Here is a 13,638-nt window from a genome sequence, read left to right on the forward strand (position 1 = left end):
GTCGCCGTCTCGATGGCCGCTTTATAGGAGGAACCGCTTCCGGGTGTCAACTGCCTTCGTGAAGCTTTTTAGACAGAAAACATCCCGGGCAAAATAGCTTCAGATAATCAAAGGCTTCGGCGAAAATTTTCGGCGAACGGCCGCCCCGGCCCGCGCGAACTCGCCAAAAAGGCCCGCCGCTGGCCGGTCTGGAAGCTCCCGCCCGCAAAGGGCCGCATTCCCCCTTCAATCCCCCTTTCGCGCGCGACTGCACGTCCGCTCTCGTGGGTTAGATTTGATTCCCACGCGCGAGGAAGGCATGTTCGTTCCGGTTTCTAGGAGAACCTGCCGCCTGCGGCACCAGCCCGTCGGGCGATCAATGGACTCGGCCAAGCTCACCACATGAACGCCCCCCCCGAACTGAGATTGCCGCACGAACCGCTGACGCCCGAGGCGGCAGCGCTGCTCGTCGATCTCGGCATCGATCCGCCGATCCAGCCCGCAGGCGTATCCCCTGCCGGGCTCGACCGGCGCGGCGTCTCGCTGCGCTGGCTTTCAGCCTGCATGCTCGTCGGCTCCTGCGGCGCGGCGCTGCTCGGTGGGGCGATTCTCGTGGCCATGCGCGGCGACACCAGTTTTGCCGAGCGTCCGGAAACGGTGACCGCTCGCCAGGTGACGGGCGCAGGCGGCGGCGCGCGCAAGGGCGACAAGCTCGTCGCCGAGCAACCGATCGCTTCGGCGAGGCACACCGCCCGCGCGCCGATGTCCCAGCGCGTCGGCGACCGCGAGGTGATCAAGGTGCGCCCCTATGTGCGCCTCGCCTCGAATCTCTCGCTGACCACCGGCGTCTACGCCACCAACATTCCGCCCTTCAATCCGCTCCGGCTCTTCGCCGAGGGCGCGCCCGGCAGCGAGCGCTACGCCGAGCCGGTGACGGAACTGCCCGATGCCGACGTCTCGATCACCAAGCGGGACCTCGCCGAGCTGACCATCCAGGCGACCAAGGCCAATCTGAGCGACGCCGACGTGATCGCCCAGATGGAGGAGGAGCGTGCCAACCTCGCCGCCAGCGACCGCCGGGCCGCGCTGCCGATTCCGCCGCAGCTGATGCTCAGCCGCACGCTTGGCCAGGGTGCCGCGGCTGCGACGACCGGCGATCTGCTCGGCTACGCGCCGGCGACCGACACCTCCTTCTCCGGCATCGAGGTCCGCGTCGTCCCGGAGAACGTCACCAACGCGTTGAAGGCGCCGATCGCCGCGACGCGCGAGCCGCAGGTCGAAGAGAAGCTGCTGATCACGCGCCGCGGCGAGAATTTCGAGACGGTGGTCCGCAATGCCGGCGCCAATCGCGACCAGATCGTCTCGATGATCAACGCCTTCGGCGGCAAGGTGAAGGTCGCGGCCCTGCCGGAAGGCCAGGTGCTGCAGGCCCTGTTCGCGCCCGGGCCGCGGCCGGGCGACGGCCGCCAGATCGTCCGCGTCTCCCTGCTCGAAAACGGCCGGCCCGCCGCCATGGTCGCCGTCAACGACAAGGGCGTCTTCACGCCGGTCGCCCTGCCCAAGGCCGAGCCGCTCAGCCCGCAGCAGAAGGCCCAGTCGGGCAATGACGACGAGGAGGACGAGGAAGAGGAGAGCGGCGGCACCGGCGCCCGCCTCTATGAGAGCCTCTACGAGACCGGCCTGCGCCACGACCTGCCGCGGGCCCTGATCGACGAGCTCGTCCGCATCTTCTCCTATGATCTCGATTTCCAGCAGCGCGTGCGCGGCGGCGACAGCCTCGAGGTCATTTTCACCGACGAGGACGAGGGCGAGCGCCCGGAGATCCTCTCGGCCTCTCTGACCGTCGGCGGCGAGACGCGGCAGGTTTATCGGTTCCAGGCGCCCGAGGATGGGCTGATCGACTATTTCGACCCGGAAGGCCGCTCGCTGAAGAAGTTCCTGCTGCGCAAGCCGATCAGCGATGCCGAGATGCGCTCCGGCTTCGGCATGCGCTACCACCCGATCATGCGCTATTCGAAGATGCACACCGGCGTCGACTGGGCGAACAAGATCGGCACGCCGATCCTCGCGGCCGGCAACGGCACGATCATCAAGGCGGAATGGGATTCGGGCTACGGCCGGCGCATCGAAATCCAGCACTCCAACGGCTACGTCACCAGCTATTCGCACCAGTCGGCCTTCGCCAAGGGCATCGCGCCCGGCGTCAAGGTTCGCCAGGGCCAGGTGATCGGCTTCCTCGGCAATACCGGCCTCTCGACCGGCCCACACCTGCACTACGAGGTCATGGTCAACGGCAACTTCGTCAACCCGATGAAGATCAAGGTACCGCGCGGCCGCGAGCTCGACGGCCGCACTCTCGTCGAGTTCAACCGCCAGCGCGACGAGATTCAAGGACTGATCGTCCGAGCCGGGGGTCAGACCGCGCAGGCGCGCTAGGCCCCCGTTCCGCGCCGGAGCCCGAGGTCCGATGCTCACATCGCTACTGACCGTCCTGCCCGTCTTCGGCCTGATCGCGCTCGGCTATGGCGCGCGCTGGACCAGGCTCCTGCGCGAGAGCACCGGCGAAGGCCTCTCCGATTTCGTCTTCGTCCTCGCCGTACCCTGCCTGCTGTTCAAGACGCTGGCGACTGCCGCAATTCCCGCGGCCCAGCCCTGGGGCTACTGGATCTCCTATTTCAGCGGGCTCGCCATCGTATGGATCGCCGCCCAACTGGTCGCGAGCCGCGTCTTCGGACGCAAGGGTCCCGAGCTCGTCGTCTCGGGCTTCGCCGCCGCCCAGTCGAACACTGTCTTCGTCGGCATCCCGATGATCCTGAAGGCCTATGGCGATGCCGGCGCGGTGCCGCTCGGCCTGCTGCTCGTCATCCATCTGCCGGTGACCATGACGGTCGCCACCCTGCTGGCCGAGGGCCGCACCGCCTCCTTCGGCCTGCTGATCCGGCGCCTGTTCACGCATCCGCTGATTCTCGGCATCCTGCTCGGCGCCGCCACGAGGCCCGTCGTCGAATACGTACCGACGCCCTTCTGGACGATCGTCGACCTGCTCGCCGCGACAGCCGTGCCCTGCGCGCTGATCAGCCTCGGCATCGCGTTGCGCCGCTATGGCCTGGCCTCCGGCATCGGCCTGCCGGTCGTGCTGAGCACGCTCAAGCTGATCATCCACCCGCTGATCGTGCTGGTGCTGGCGACAAAGGTCTTCGACATGCCGCCGGTCTGGGCCGGCGTCGCGGTGCTGTTCGCCGCCTGTCCCTGCGGGATCAACGCCTATCTCTTCGCCGAGCGCTACCGCCAGGGCATGGCCGACGCTTCGAGCGCCATCGCCTTGTCGACGGCGCTCTCGCTGTTCACCACCATAGGCTGGCTGACCTGGCTCGGTGCCGGCTGAGCCGCGGCTGGTCCGCCGATTCGGCGATCAGCGATTCACGTGAAACCGAGCTGCCCCCGAATCTCGGCAGGCGTCATCCCTTGCGCCCGCAGATCGGCGAGGCCCGGCGACATTCGGCTCTTCGCCAGCTTCTGGCCGGTCTCGTCGGCCAAGAGCGGGTGGAAATGGTAGAGGGGCGTCGGCAGGCCGAGCAGGCGCTGCAGGACGACATGGATATCGGTCGCCGCCTCGAGATCGCGGCCGCGCACGACATGGCTTATGCCCTGCAGCGCATCGTCGACGACGACGGAGAGGTGATAGCTCGTCGGCGTATCCTTGCGAGCGAGCACGACATCGCCCCAGCGCATCGGATCCACGGCGACGCGGCGTTCCCCACCCTCGGCATCGAAGACGGCATAGGACAGATCCGCGCCCGCACATGCGAGCGCGCGATCCATGGCGAGGCGCAGCAGATGCGGCTCGCCGGCCGCCACCCGCCGGTGCCGCTCCTCTTCGGAGAGGCCGCGACAGCTTCCGGGATAGAGCGGCGCGCCATCGGGATCGCGCGGCCAGGGCTCGCCGGTTTCGGCTTCGCGCCGTCGAACAGCGCTCTTCACATCCTGCCGCGAACAGAAGCAGGGATAGATCAGCCCCATCGCGTCGAGCCGGTCCAACGCCCGGCGATAATCGTCAAAGTGCTCGGATTGGCGGCGGGCTATGCCGTCGAAATGCAGGCCGAGCCAGGCGAGATCGTCATGGATTCCCTGCTCGAATTCCGGCCGGCAGCGCGTGAGGTCGATATCCTCGATCCGCAGGAGCAGCCGCCCGCCGAACGCGGCGGCCAGGTGGGCATTGGTCAGCGCCGAGAGCGCGTGGCCGAGATGCAGCCGCCCGTTCGGGCTCGGCGCGAAACGGAAAACGGGTGGGGACTTCGCCATCGCCTCCTGTCTATGGTCGAAGCCGAGCGTCGCCAAGCCCGCGTCCTCCTGACAGGATCGGCGCAAACCTGCACCATAGATTGCCCCGCCATGCCGAGAATCACCTGCGACGCCGATCTCGAAGAGGGCATGGCCGCCCTCGCTGCCCTCGACCCCGCCTGGGAGCGGATCATCGCCCGCACCGGCATCCCGCCACTACGTCGGCGCGAGAGCGGCTTTTCCAGCCTCGCCTCGATCATCGTCTCGCAGCAGCTTTCGGTCGCCAGCGCCCGTGCCGTCTGGACACGGATGGGAGGCGTGCTCGCCCCGCTGACGCCTGAACGGGTGCTGGTCGCGAGCGACGAGGAGATGCGGCTGTCCGGCCTGTCGCGGCCAAAGCAGAAGACCCTGCGGGCGGTCGCCGCCGCGATCGCCGAAGGTCGCCTCGACCTCGCCGGGCTGGAAACGGCGACGCCCGAATTCGTGCACGAGCACATGACCGCCGTCTCGGGCATCGGGCCATGGACGGCCGATGTCTATCTGCTGTTCTGCCTCGGCCACCGCGACGGCTTCGCCGCCGGCGATCTTGCCGTGCAGGAGGCCGCGAAGCTCGCTTTCGGGCTGGCGGCCCGGCCGAAGCCGGCCGAACTGCTCGCCCTCGCTGAAGCCTGGCGGCCCTGGCGCGGCGTCGCGGCCCGCTTGCTCTGGGCTTATTACGCCGCGCTCAAGGCGCGCGAGGGCGTCAACGCCTAGAGCATTTTCGGGCGAAGCGGGCGGCGGTTCGCGTGAAGAAAATGCGAGAAGCAGAAAGCCAAGCACTCCCGCGACTCGAAGAATCGCGGGAGAAGTCGGGCCTCAGCCCTTGATGACCTTGAGCGCCGCCTGGCTCGCCGCACGTAGCAGGCCGGTGTCGCTCATCACCGTGACCAGCCGCGCGCCCATCTCGACGCCCTGCTTGGCGCGCTCGGCGCTCGCCGCATAGAAGGCGACCGGCTTGTTCACCGCATTGGCCCTGGCCACGATATGACGCACGGCGTCGTCGACCTCCTTGGCGGAGGCGTTGACGGAAGCGCCGCCGGAGAGCGCGATCGACAGGTCGGACGGGCCGACGAAGAGCGCATCGATCCCGTCGAGGGCGAGAATGTCGTCGACGATTGCCATCGCTTCACGGGTCTCGATCATCGCGAAGGTCAGCGAGAAGTCGTTGGCCTGTCTGAGATAGCCGTTCTGGTCGAGGCCTGAGGCGCCGAGGCCGCCATAGCTGCCCCAGCTGCGCTCGCCATGCGGCGGGTACTTGGCGTAGGCCGCGAGGCGGCGGGCATCCTCGATCGTATTGATCATCGGCGCGATCACGCCGGAGGCGCCGGAATCGAACAGCTTCGAGACGTTCTGGAACTCGCCGACCGCGATGCGCGCCAGAGCCGGCTTGCCGGCGGCGTTGATTAGCGGAATCGCCCGGATCACCTCGCCGAGCGTGATCGGGCCGTGCTGCATGTCGAGCGTGACCGCATCGAAGCCTTCCTGCGCCAGGATCGCGGAAACGCTCGGATCCGGCAGGCCGCACCAGGCGGAAAGCAGGGTCTCGCCCTTGGCGAGGCGGTCTGCGAGCGAGGAGAGCACGGTCGGCTTGGGGGCGGTCATCGGGCAGCTTCATCCGGTTGCGGCCGCTCATTGTCGGCGGCGCGCTGAAACTGGACCCAATTGCGGGCCAAAGGCAAACAATCCGGCATGCGCCCGGCTCGGGGACGCCTTGCGAATCGTGCGCCTTTCCCCACCGGCAGCCGCGCCTGCCCGGCGCGGCCCCGTGGCGAGGCGCCTCAGCGCCCGGCCTGGATCTCTTCGGCCGCGCGGATCAGCAGATCCTGCATGACCTGGCGGATCTCGGTGTCGCCGGCTGCGACATTGCCGGCCGCGAAATCGGCCTTGACCTTGCGCACCACGTCCTCGTCGCCGGCTTCCTCGAAATCGGCCAGCACGACGGACTTGGCATAGGCTTCGGCGTCGGCACCGCTCTTGCCGAGCTTTTCCGCGGCCCAGAGGCCGAGCAGCTTGTTGCGGCGCGCCATCGCCTTGAAGCGCAGTTCCTCGTCATGCGCGAACTTGTTCTCGAAGGCATCCTTGCGCTGGTCGAATGTCGCCATGACGGTTCTGTTCCTCTCCGGAATCGCGGGGCTCGTGGCTGATCGGTCTAAATCGGCCTTCCCCGCCATATAGAATGCGCCGGCGGATGCGGCTAGAGCACCCGCCGCTTGGCGTAGCTCAACCTGGCCGGACTCGGCTCCTGGCGTGAGCCTTGCAGCGGCTCGTCACAGGCCGCCTGCCGGGGTTTCGCGGCCGCTCGGCGCCCTTTGTTGCCTTTGCAGCGCGAAAGGCCCATATAGCGCGAAGCGTGGCAGTTCCATTCGGAAACATGCGCGCGAGAGCCAGCCGGATCGGCGCGTCAGGATCGAACTCGAAAGAGCAACGGGATTGCGCGACAGCGTGCTGAACAGGGCCAAGATCCCGCCGCGGGAAACCGCGACAAGAGAGAGGCCGACCCTTTGGATTTCCTCAAGCCACGGTATATCCCGATGAACCGCCGTCGTCGCATTTACGAAGGCAAGGCGAAAGTCCTCTATGAAGGACCGGAGCCTGGCACGCTGATCCAGCATTTCAAGGATGACGCGACCGCCTTCAATGCCAAGAAGCATGAAGTGATCGACGGCAAGGGCGTGCTCAACAACCGCATCTCCGAGCACATCTTCAGCAACCTGAACGATATCGGCGTTCCCACGCATTTCATCCGCCGGCTGAACATGCGCGAGCAGCTGATTCGCGAGGTCGAGATCATTCCGCTCGAGGTCGTGGTCCGTAACGTCGCCGCCGGATCGCTGTCGACCAAGCTCGGCCTCGAGGAAGGCACGCAGCTGCCGCGCTCGATCATCGAGTTCTATTACAAGAACGACGCGCTGAACGATCCGATGGTCTCGGAAGAGCACATCACCGCCTTCGGCTGGGCGACGCCCCAGGAGATCGACGACATCATGGCGCTCGCCATCCGCGTCAACGATTTCCTCTCCGGCCTCTTCCTCGGCGCCGGCATCCGCCTCGTCGACTTCAAGATGGAATGCGGCCGCCTCTGGGAAGGCGACATGATGCGCATCGTCGTCGCCGATGAGATCAGCCCCGATTCCTGCCGGCTCTGGGACATCAAGTCGAAGGACAAGATGGACAAGGACCGTTTCCGCCGCGACATGGGCGGTCTGATCGAGGCCTATACCGAAGTGGCGCGCCGCCTCGGCATCATGGGCGAGAACGAAAAAACCGGCCCGGCCGGGCCGCGCCTGGTGCAGTGAGCGCCGGGATCGCTGACGAACCGACATCGAAACGGGGGCGCTTGCGCTCCCGTTTGCGTTTTGGCGCGCTGGCGCTGGCCTTCGTGCTACTCGCCGGCTGTGCCGACCATTTCGGCCCGGGCCTCGTCCAGCTCGCCGCCGGCCGTGGCTGGGAGCCGCTGCCGATCCAGAGCTGGGTCGTCAATGACGGCATCACCCCGAAGGCGATCGTCTATTGCCCGCCTGAGGACTGCGTCCGCCCCGGCGTCGCCGCCCTGCTGAACTTCGAGGGCCGCGAGGCGATCGAGATGGAACGGGCTCTCGCGCTCGACCCTGCCCGGCTCGCCCGCGCCTTCTCGAAGCCCGCGGACAGCAAGACGAAGAAGCCGGCCAAGGTGGCAAAGCCGGCGAGCACCACCACCGTCTCTCGTTTCAAGCTCGACGGCACAAACGGCATCCTGGTCGAGATCCGCGCCAGGGAGGGCCACCGCCTCGCCTCGACCGCGATCCTCTATGCCCGCAAGGACAAGGTGCTTTCGCTCGCCATCGCCGTCACCAATGATTCGCAGGCCGCCCGCGACTATGTCCGCGCCACCTGGGAAAGCCGCTGAGACAGCGTCCAAGACCAGCAAAGAGTTGAGCCGGCGCCGATTCACGGCTAAGCCACCGCCAAACTTCCGACCGGAGATCAAGATGAAAGCCCGCGTCACCGTCACCCTCAAGACCGGCGTGCTCGATCCGCAGGGCAAGGCCATCGAGGGTGCGCTCAAATCCCTCGGCATCGCCGGTGTCGGCTCGGTGCGTCAGGGCAAGGTCTTCGACATCGAGCTCGACGGCGCCGACAAGGCCGTGGCCGAGGAGGCCCTCAAGGCCGCCTGCGAAAAGCTGCTCGCCAATACGGTGATCGAGAACTACCGCGTCGAGCTGCAGGCGTGAGCCTGGGCACGTCGATGATCGTACCGGCGACGCCGGCCGACATCGACGCTATCATGGCCTGCGAGCGCAGGCCCGGCTATGAGGCGACTGTCGGCCGCTGGAGTCGGGAGGAACACCTCGCCGGCATGGCCGACCCGACCCATCGCTATTTCGTCGCACGCAGGGCCGACGGAGCCATCGCCGGCTTCATCATGCTGCAGGACGTTGCGATCGAGGCCGACTCCATTCTGGTGCGCCGCATCGCCGTCGCGGAGCAGCGCCGCGGCCATGGCCGGCAATTGCTCGGCCATGCGCTGCATGTGATTTTCGATGAGCTCGGCGCGCGCAGTGCGCGGCTGGGCGTGCGTGCCTACAATGCAAGCGGCATCGCCCTTTACTCTTCCTTCGGGATGAGGGAGGAGAGCCGGCGTGAGGAGCAGGGGCACGGCAGCGCGGCCATCACGGTGATGACCATGACGATGAGTGCCGAGACCTACCGCCAGTCAAGAAGGGCCAATCCATGAAGGCTGCCGTCATCACCTTCCCCGGCTCGAACCGCGACGGCGACGTCGCCAAGGCCCTGCGCCAGGCGGGCGCCAGCGTCGCGCATGTCTGGCATGGCGACCACGAGCTGCCGGCCGGGACCGACCTCGTCGTGCTGCCCGGCGGCTTCTCCTATGGCGACTATCTGCGCTGCGGCGCCATTGCCGGCCGCGCCCACATCATGGACGCGACCCGGGCCCATGCGGCGCGCGGCGGCCTCGTGCTCGGCATCTGCAACGGCTTCCAGATCGCCTGCGAATCCGGGCTTCTGCCGGGCGTGCTCGCCCGCAACGCCAATCTGAAGTTCGTCTGCAAGCGCCAGCATCTGCGCGTCGAGCGCAACGACACGGCCTTCACCTCCGCCTATTCCAAGGGGCAGATCATCGATGTCTGCATCGCCCATGGCGAAGGCAACTACATCTGCGATGCAGAGACCCTGGCCCGGCTGGAAGGCGAGGGCCTCGTCGCCTTCCGCTATTGCGATGCGGACGGCCAGATCACGGCCGAGGCGGATCCGAACGGCTCGCTCAACCACATCGCCGGCATCTACTCGCCGAACCGCAATGTGCTCGGCCTGATGCCTCATCCCGAGAACCTGATCGACGGCCTCGTCGGCGGCACCGATGGGCGCGGCATGTTCGAGAGCCTGGTCAACGGCCGGAAGGCAGCCTGACGCCTCGCGTCATTCTCCAGGGGAGCGAGGACACGGACCCGCGCCCCATGAACACCGGTGTTTCGAGAAAGCTGCGCCCGTCGCAGCTTTTTTCGTTTCAAGGCGGGCTTCAGCAGTCCAGCCCGACCACGGCGCCGGCGCCCTCACTTCACCAGCGCGGCAGCCTTCGCCAGCATCTTGGCGGCGCTCTCGCCGGTCAGCGCCCCGACATGCTTGTCGACGATGCGCCCGTCCGGGCCGATCAGGAAGGTCTCGGGCACGCCATAGACGCCCCATTCGATCGCGGCGCGGCCGGGCCGATCGACCCCGACGGCCGAATAGGGGTTTCCGAGCGCGCCGAGGAAGCGGCGGGCATTCTCGGCCTCGTCCTTGTAGTTCATGCCGACCAGCACGACCTTGCCCTGCTTGACCGCTGGCGACTCGCCCATCGCGACCAGGAAGGGATGCTCGACCCGGCAAGGCGCGCACCAGCTGGCGAAGACGTTGACGATCGTGGCCTTGCCCTTGGCGAGGTCGGCCATGCCGAAGGCCGGCACCTGCTTGCCATCGCGCTGCAGCCCTTCCAGCTCGGTCAGCGTGACGGCCGGCGCCGGCTTGCCGATCAGCGCCGAGGGCACCTTGCTGGCATCGCCGGAGAACAGGCCCGCCAGAAAGACCAGCGCCAGCGCCCCGAACAGGATGAGGGGTATGGCGAAAAGCCAGGGCGAACGCCTGGCCGGAGCTTCAGCGGAGGTCTCGCTCATGACGTCTTCCGTTCGGAGCGGCGGCCGATGCCCTGCTCCTCGAGCGCCGCCAGCGCGCGGCGCTGGGCCCGGCGGTCGAGCAGGATCAGGGCGGCGAGGCCGCAGAGGATCAGGCCCGAGGCCAGATAGGCGGCGAGGATGAAGCCGCCATGGGGTCCAAGTCCCGCGATCATTCCGCCGCCTGCAGGGAAAGCCGGTCGAGGCGCTCCGCCTCGAGGATCTTCAGGGTCCGCACCCGCCGGCGCAGCAACTCCGCCTGCATCGCCACCGCGTGCAGCCACAGCGCCGCGAGGGTGAAGCCGACGGCGAGGATCAGCAGCGGCCAGAGCATCGAGGTATGGATGGTCGGGCCACTGAGCCGCAGCACCGAGGCCGGCTGGTGCAGGGTGCTCCACCAATCGACCGAGAATTTGATGATCGGGATGTTGACGCTGCCGACCAGCGTCAGGATCGCGACCGCGCGTCCGGCACGCGAGGGCTCGTCGATCGCACGCCGGAGGGCGATGACGCCGAGATAGAGCAGGAACAGCACCAGCATCGAGGTCAGCCGCGCGTCCCAGACCCAGTAGGTCCCCCACATCGGCTTGCCCCAGAACGAACCGGTCAGCAGGCAGACCAGCGCGAACGCAGCCCCGATCGGCGCCGCCGCCTGCTGCGCGACATCGGCGAGCGGATGACGCCAGATCAGCACGCCGAGCGCCGAGCAGGCCATCATCGAGTAGAACATCATCGCCAGCCAGGCGGCCGGCACGTGCAGGTACATGATCCGGATGGTCTCGCCCTGCTGGTAGTCGGCCGGCGCGACGAACCAGGCGAGATAGAAGCCGACGAGCAGCAAAAGCGCCGCGAGGCCGGCGACCCACGGCAGCAGCACGTTCGAAAGGCGCATGAAGCGCGCCGGATTGGCCAGTTCGATCAGGCTTGCCATGGGCTCGCGCTAGAGGACGATGCTCTTCTTTTGACCAGAGAGCATGTAGCAATCGCCGGCCCGGCCCACAATCCGGCGGGCGCGGCTGCGACGTTAGGGCCGACTGCTAGTCCTCTTCCTGGTCCCGGGACTCGTTGGCGCCACTCTTGTCGACCACGCCGAACCGACCCGAGCGCACGCCCTCGCCCGCGACCGCGAATCCCTCGGCGAGCAGGCCACGGCGCAGCAGCTCCCGCACCGCGGCCGCACGGCTCGGCATGCGCTTCTCGAAGCGCCAGTTCTCGACGGCACGCAGCTCGTCGGCGCTGAGCATGATCTGCAGCCGCTCGCCGCGTTCGAGATCCGACATGGCGCCCCCCGCGACGCTGTGAATGAGTAACTGACGATATAGGTGCAGAATGCCCCTTCGCAACCAGAAGGGCAATCGGCAGAATCAGCGGGTCATGCTGGCATGACGGCGTCGGCGCAATCTACTAACTAATTGAAATATCTCATTTTTTCTTGCTTTTCACGGAAAAGGGGGATACTCCTGCGGGCAGGAGGGCATTCCCATGCTCATGAAGCTGTCCGCCCCCATGCAGCGGGATATCGAGACGACCGTGCGCCTGCGCGCTGGCGAGTCCCGCGTCCTCGACGTCTTCGCCGTCGCTGAAGAGGTTCAGTTGCGCTTCAATGGCGAGAATGTCGCGCTGGAGGATATCGCCGCCGTCGTCGCTCAACTCGGCGCCCAGAGCGGTTGCGCGCTCGAACTCGACGGCGCCTGACCGCCGGGCCTCGTTGCGGCTCTAGTCCGACTGCCTCAGCGCAGCCGCGGCGGCGATGCTGCCGACCACAATCGCAGAAAGCGTGATCGCTCCGAGGATCAGCAGCGGCGTGCCGGCCGGCAGCGGCCCGCCGCGTGCGGCGTCGACCGCCGAGACGCCGAAGATCAGCACCGGCACCGTCAGCGGCGCGACGATCACCGGCAGGATCAGTCCGCCTCGGCGCAGGCTCGCGGTCAGCGCTGCTGCCGAAGCGCCGATGAAGCTCAGCGCCGGCGTTCCAATAACGAGGCTCGCGACCAAGGGCAGGATCGCGTCGGCCGGCAAGGCGACGAGCAGGCCGAGCAACGGCGCGGCCAGCGCCAGCGGCAGCCCAGTGGTCAGCCAATGCGCCAGCCCCTTGGCGAAGACGGCGAGCTCGAGCGGCAGCGGCGAAGCCCGCATCAGTTCGAGCGAGCCGTCCTCCTCATCGGCCTGGAACAGCCGGTCGAGCCCGATCAGGGTCGAGAGCAGCGCGCCCAGCCAGAGGATGGCCGGGCCGATGCGCGACAAGAGATTGAGGTCCGGCCCGAGCGCGAAGGGGATCAGCACGACCACGGTCAGGAAGAAGACCAGCGCGAGTTCGCCGCCGCCGCCGGCGCGGGCAGCCAGAGCGAGGTCGCGCCTGAGCACGGCGAGGAAAGCGCGTCTCACGGCCCGATCCTGAGTTCGCGCGCGGCATCGATGCCGAGCGGGCCATGCGTCGCCGCCAGGATCGCCCCGCCCGCGGCCATATGCGCCTGCATCAGCCCGATCAGCATCGCCTGCGCGTTGACGTCGAGCGCCGCCGCCGGCTCGTCGAGCAGCCAGAGTGGCCGTGACGCGACGAGAAGCCGGGCCAGCGCCACGCGCCGCCTCTGCCCGGCAGAGAGATAGCCGACCGGAAGTGCGCCGACATGCGGGAGGCCGACCGCTTCCAGCGCCTGGTCCGGCGTCGCGGCCGCGCCGCCGAGCAGATCCTGGGCAAAGCGAAGATTCTCGGTCGCGGTCAGCGCACTCTTCAGCCCGTCGCGATGGCCGACGAGATGGGCCGCCTCGGTGAGCGGCGTTTCGCCCAGCCCTTCGAGCCGGATCGTACCGGCCTCCGGCCGCAAGCGACCGCAGAGCATCGCGATCAGGCTCGACTTGCCGGCGCCGTTGCGCCCGGTCAGCGCCAGCGCCTCGCCATTGCCGAGCCGGAAGCCGACGCCCTCGAAGATCAGCCGCCCGCCGCGCCGGCAGACGAGGCCCTCGGCGCTCAATGTCAGGGTCTGATGGGAAATCTGCGTCACGAAACCCGCGCTTTTCCTCGAACATGCCGGCCCTCGCGGAGCGCGCATCGACCCTGTAGCGGCCTTCTTGGAATTGATCTATAGAACCCGTGGCTACGCCGCACGCCGATCCGGCGCGGGGCTCGGGCACTCCCGGGGCGGCGCGCGCGTCATGCGCAATAGGCCTTCGACCGGCTGATTCCGCAAGGGTC

General features: G+C 67.6%; 18 protein-coding genes. 9 read left to right on the forward strand and 9 right to left on the reverse strand.

The genetic code is table 11. The features are described from left to right. Positions 1-381: 381 nt before the first annotated feature. Positions 382-2,415 carry a peptidoglycan DD-metalloendopeptidase family protein gene (locus tag AC1REK_RS26620; RefSeq protein ID WP_492270775.1) on the forward strand — a complete coding sequence of 678 codons (2,034 nt, stop codon included), beginning with the start codon at positions 382-384 and terminating at the stop codon, positions 2,413-2,415. Positions 2,416-2,446: 31 nt separating this feature from the next. Continuing rightward, positions 2,447-3,364, forward strand: a complete 918-nt coding sequence (locus tag AC1REK_RS26625; RefSeq protein ID WP_327524519.1) for an AEC family transporter — start codon at positions 2,447-2,449, stop codon at positions 3,362-3,364. A gap of 35 nt (positions 3,365-3,399) precedes the next feature. Here AC1REK_RS26625 and gluQRS read toward each other — a convergent pair whose 3' ends face one another. Beyond that, complete coding sequence (gene gluQRS, locus AC1REK_RS26630) at positions 3,400-4,281, reverse strand: tRNA glutamyl-Q(34) synthetase GluQRS (protein ID WP_492270808.1); 882 nt, start codon at positions 4,279-4,281, stop codon at positions 3,400-3,402. Between the two features lie 90 nt (positions 4,282-4,371). Between gluQRS and AC1REK_RS26635 the strand changes: the two genes are divergently transcribed. Beyond that, on the forward strand, positions 4,372-5,013 hold the full coding sequence (locus tag AC1REK_RS26635) for a DNA-3-methyladenine glycosylase family protein (protein ID WP_492270776.1): 642 nt from the start codon (positions 4,372-4,374) through the stop codon (positions 5,011-5,013). 102 nt (positions 5,014-5,115) lie between these two features. On the opposite strand, the gene AC1REK_RS26640 is transcribed toward AC1REK_RS26635, so the two are convergent. Together AC1REK_RS26640 and AC1REK_RS26645 are read right to left on the reverse strand one after the other, a co-directional pair. Then, positions 5,116-5,901 carry an HpcH/HpaI aldolase family protein gene (locus AC1REK_RS26640; RefSeq protein ID WP_316019909.1) on the reverse strand — a complete coding sequence of 262 codons (786 nt, stop codon included), beginning with the start codon at positions 5,899-5,901 and terminating at the stop codon, positions 5,116-5,118. Between the two features lie 176 nt (positions 5,902-6,077). Beyond that, positions 6,078-6,401 (reverse strand): DUF1476 domain-containing protein, encoded by a 324-nt coding sequence (locus AC1REK_RS26645; protein ID WP_066473726.1) that lies wholly within the window; start codon positions 6,399-6,401, stop codon positions 6,078-6,080. Positions 6,402-6,800: 399 nt separating this feature from the next. Between AC1REK_RS26645 and purC the strand changes: the two genes are divergently transcribed. The 5 genes from purC (at position 6,801) to purQ (ending at position 9,705) form a co-directional block, all read left to right on the forward strand. Continuing rightward, positions 6,801-7,595, forward strand: coding sequence for a phosphoribosylaminoimidazolesuccinocarboxamide synthase (gene purC / locus AC1REK_RS26650; protein ID WP_066473723.1), 795 nt, complete (start codon positions 6,801-6,803; stop codon positions 7,593-7,595). A 41-nt stretch (positions 7,596-7,636) separates the two neighbouring features. Continuing rightward, positions 7,637-8,185 (forward strand): hypothetical protein, encoded by a 549-nt coding sequence (locus AC1REK_RS26655; RefSeq protein ID WP_492270777.1) that lies wholly within the window; start codon positions 7,637-7,639, stop codon positions 8,183-8,185. A gap of 82 nt (positions 8,186-8,267) precedes the next feature. Then, the gene (gene purS, locus AC1REK_RS26660) at positions 8,268-8,510 is read left to right on the forward strand and encodes a phosphoribosylformylglycinamidine synthase subunit PurS (protein ID WP_316019912.1); all 243 of its coding nucleotides are present in this window, start codon (positions 8,268-8,270) and stop codon (positions 8,508-8,510) included. Continuing rightward, on the forward strand, positions 8,507-9,013 hold the full coding sequence (locus tag AC1REK_RS26665) for a GNAT family N-acetyltransferase (RefSeq protein ID WP_492270778.1): 507 nt from the start codon (positions 8,507-8,509) through the stop codon (positions 9,011-9,013). The genes purS and AC1REK_RS26665 overlap by 4 nt, the downstream gene beginning before the upstream one ends. Then, positions 9,010-9,705, forward strand: coding sequence for a phosphoribosylformylglycinamidine synthase subunit PurQ (gene purQ, locus AC1REK_RS26670; protein WP_492270779.1), 696 nt, complete (start codon positions 9,010-9,012; stop codon positions 9,703-9,705). The genes AC1REK_RS26665 and purQ overlap by 4 nt, the downstream gene beginning before the upstream one ends. A gap of 143 nt (positions 9,706-9,848) precedes the next feature. Here purQ and AC1REK_RS26675 read toward each other — a convergent pair whose 3' ends face one another. The 4 genes from AC1REK_RS26675 to AC1REK_RS26690 form a co-directional block, all read right to left on the reverse strand. Then, complete coding sequence (locus AC1REK_RS26675; RefSeq protein WP_492270780.1) at positions 9,849-10,448, reverse strand: DsbE family thiol:disulfide interchange protein; 600 nt, start codon at positions 10,446-10,448, stop codon at positions 9,849-9,851. Next, the gene (gene ccmD / locus AC1REK_RS26680; RefSeq protein WP_327524511.1) at positions 10,445-10,621 is read right to left on the reverse strand and encodes a heme exporter protein CcmD; all 177 of its coding nucleotides are present in this window, start codon (positions 10,619-10,621) and stop codon (positions 10,445-10,447) included. Before ccmD ends, AC1REK_RS26675 begins: the two co-directional genes overlap by 4 nt. After that, positions 10,618-11,376, reverse strand: coding sequence for a heme ABC transporter permease (locus AC1REK_RS26685; RefSeq protein WP_316019917.1), 759 nt, complete (start codon positions 11,374-11,376; stop codon positions 10,618-10,620). Before AC1REK_RS26685 ends, ccmD begins: the two co-directional genes overlap by 4 nt. 106 nt (positions 11,377-11,482) lie before the next feature. Beyond that, positions 11,483-11,725 (reverse strand): hypothetical protein, encoded by a 243-nt coding sequence (locus tag AC1REK_RS26690; protein ID WP_327524510.1) that lies wholly within the window; start codon positions 11,723-11,725, stop codon positions 11,483-11,485. A gap of 202 nt (positions 11,726-11,927) precedes the next feature. On the opposite strand from AC1REK_RS26690, the gene AC1REK_RS26695 reads away from it, so the two are divergent. Beyond that, entirely contained in the window at positions 11,928-12,140 is a 213-nt protein-coding gene (locus AC1REK_RS26695) for a hypothetical protein (protein WP_316019919.1), read from the forward strand. 21 nt (positions 12,141-12,161) lie between these two features. Here the strand turns inward: AC1REK_RS26695 and ccmB are convergent, their stop codons facing one another. Together ccmB and ccmA are read right to left on the reverse strand one after the other, a co-directional pair. Beyond that, positions 12,162-12,830, reverse strand: a complete 669-nt coding sequence (gene ccmB / locus AC1REK_RS26700; protein ID WP_492270781.1) for a heme exporter protein CcmB — start codon at positions 12,828-12,830, stop codon at positions 12,162-12,164. After that, on the reverse strand, positions 12,827-13,423 hold the full coding sequence (ccmA, locus tag AC1REK_RS26705; protein WP_492270809.1) for a heme ABC exporter ATP-binding protein CcmA: 597 nt from the start codon (positions 13,421-13,423) through the stop codon (positions 12,827-12,829). The genes ccmB and ccmA overlap by 4 nt, the downstream gene beginning before the upstream one ends. Positions 13,424-13,638: the final 215 nt, after the last annotated feature.

The organism is Allobosea sp. GW823-FHT02B03 (assembly GCF_058797755.1).

Bases quoted from the DNA above. Each gene is read 5' to 3' on its own strand.
- AC1REK_RS26640 (WP_316019909.1), bottom strand. From the start codon at position 5,901: ATGACCGCCCCCAAGCCGACCGTGCTCTCCTCGCTCGCAGACCGCCTC.
- AC1REK_RS26645 (WP_066473726.1), bottom strand. From the start codon at position 6,401: ATGGCGACATTCGACCAGCGCAAGGATGCCTTCGAGAACAAGTTCGCG.
- AC1REK_RS26675 (WP_492270780.1), bottom strand. From the start codon at position 10,448: ATGAGCGAGACCTCCGCTGAAGCTCCGGCCAGGCGTTCGCCCTGGCTT.
- AC1REK_RS26620 (WP_492270775.1), top strand. From the start codon at position 382: ATGAACGCCCCCCCCGAACTGAGATTGCCGCACGAACCGCTGACGCCC.
- AC1REK_RS26625 (WP_327524519.1), top strand. From the start codon at position 2,447: ATGCTCACATCGCTACTGACCGTCCTGCCCGTCTTCGGCCTGATCGCG.
- gluQRS (WP_492270808.1), bottom strand. From the start codon at position 4,281: ATGGCGAAGTCCCCACCCGTTTTCCGTTTCGCGCCGAGCCCGAACGGG.
- purS (WP_316019912.1), top strand. From the start codon at position 8,268: ATGAAAGCCCGCGTCACCGTCACCCTCAAGACCGGCGTGCTCGATCCG.
- AC1REK_RS26690 (WP_327524510.1), bottom strand. From the start codon at position 11,725: ATGTCGGATCTCGAACGCGGCGAGCGGCTGCAGATCATGCTCAGCGCC.
- ccmD (WP_327524511.1), bottom strand. From the start codon at position 10,621: ATGATCGCGGGACTTGGACCCCATGGCGGCTTCATCCTCGCCGCCTAT.
- purQ (WP_492270779.1), top strand. From the start codon at position 9,010: ATGAAGGCTGCCGTCATCACCTTCCCCGGCTCGAACCGCGACGGCGAC.
- AC1REK_RS26685 (WP_316019917.1), bottom strand. From the start codon at position 11,376: ATGGCAAGCCTGATCGAACTGGCCAATCCGGCGCGCTTCATGCGCCTT.
- AC1REK_RS26635 (WP_492270776.1), top strand. From the start codon at position 4,372: ATGCCGAGAATCACCTGCGACGCCGATCTCGAAGAGGGCATGGCCGCC.
- AC1REK_RS26695 (WP_316019919.1), top strand. From the start codon at position 11,928: ATGCTCATGAAGCTGTCCGCCCCCATGCAGCGGGATATCGAGACGACC.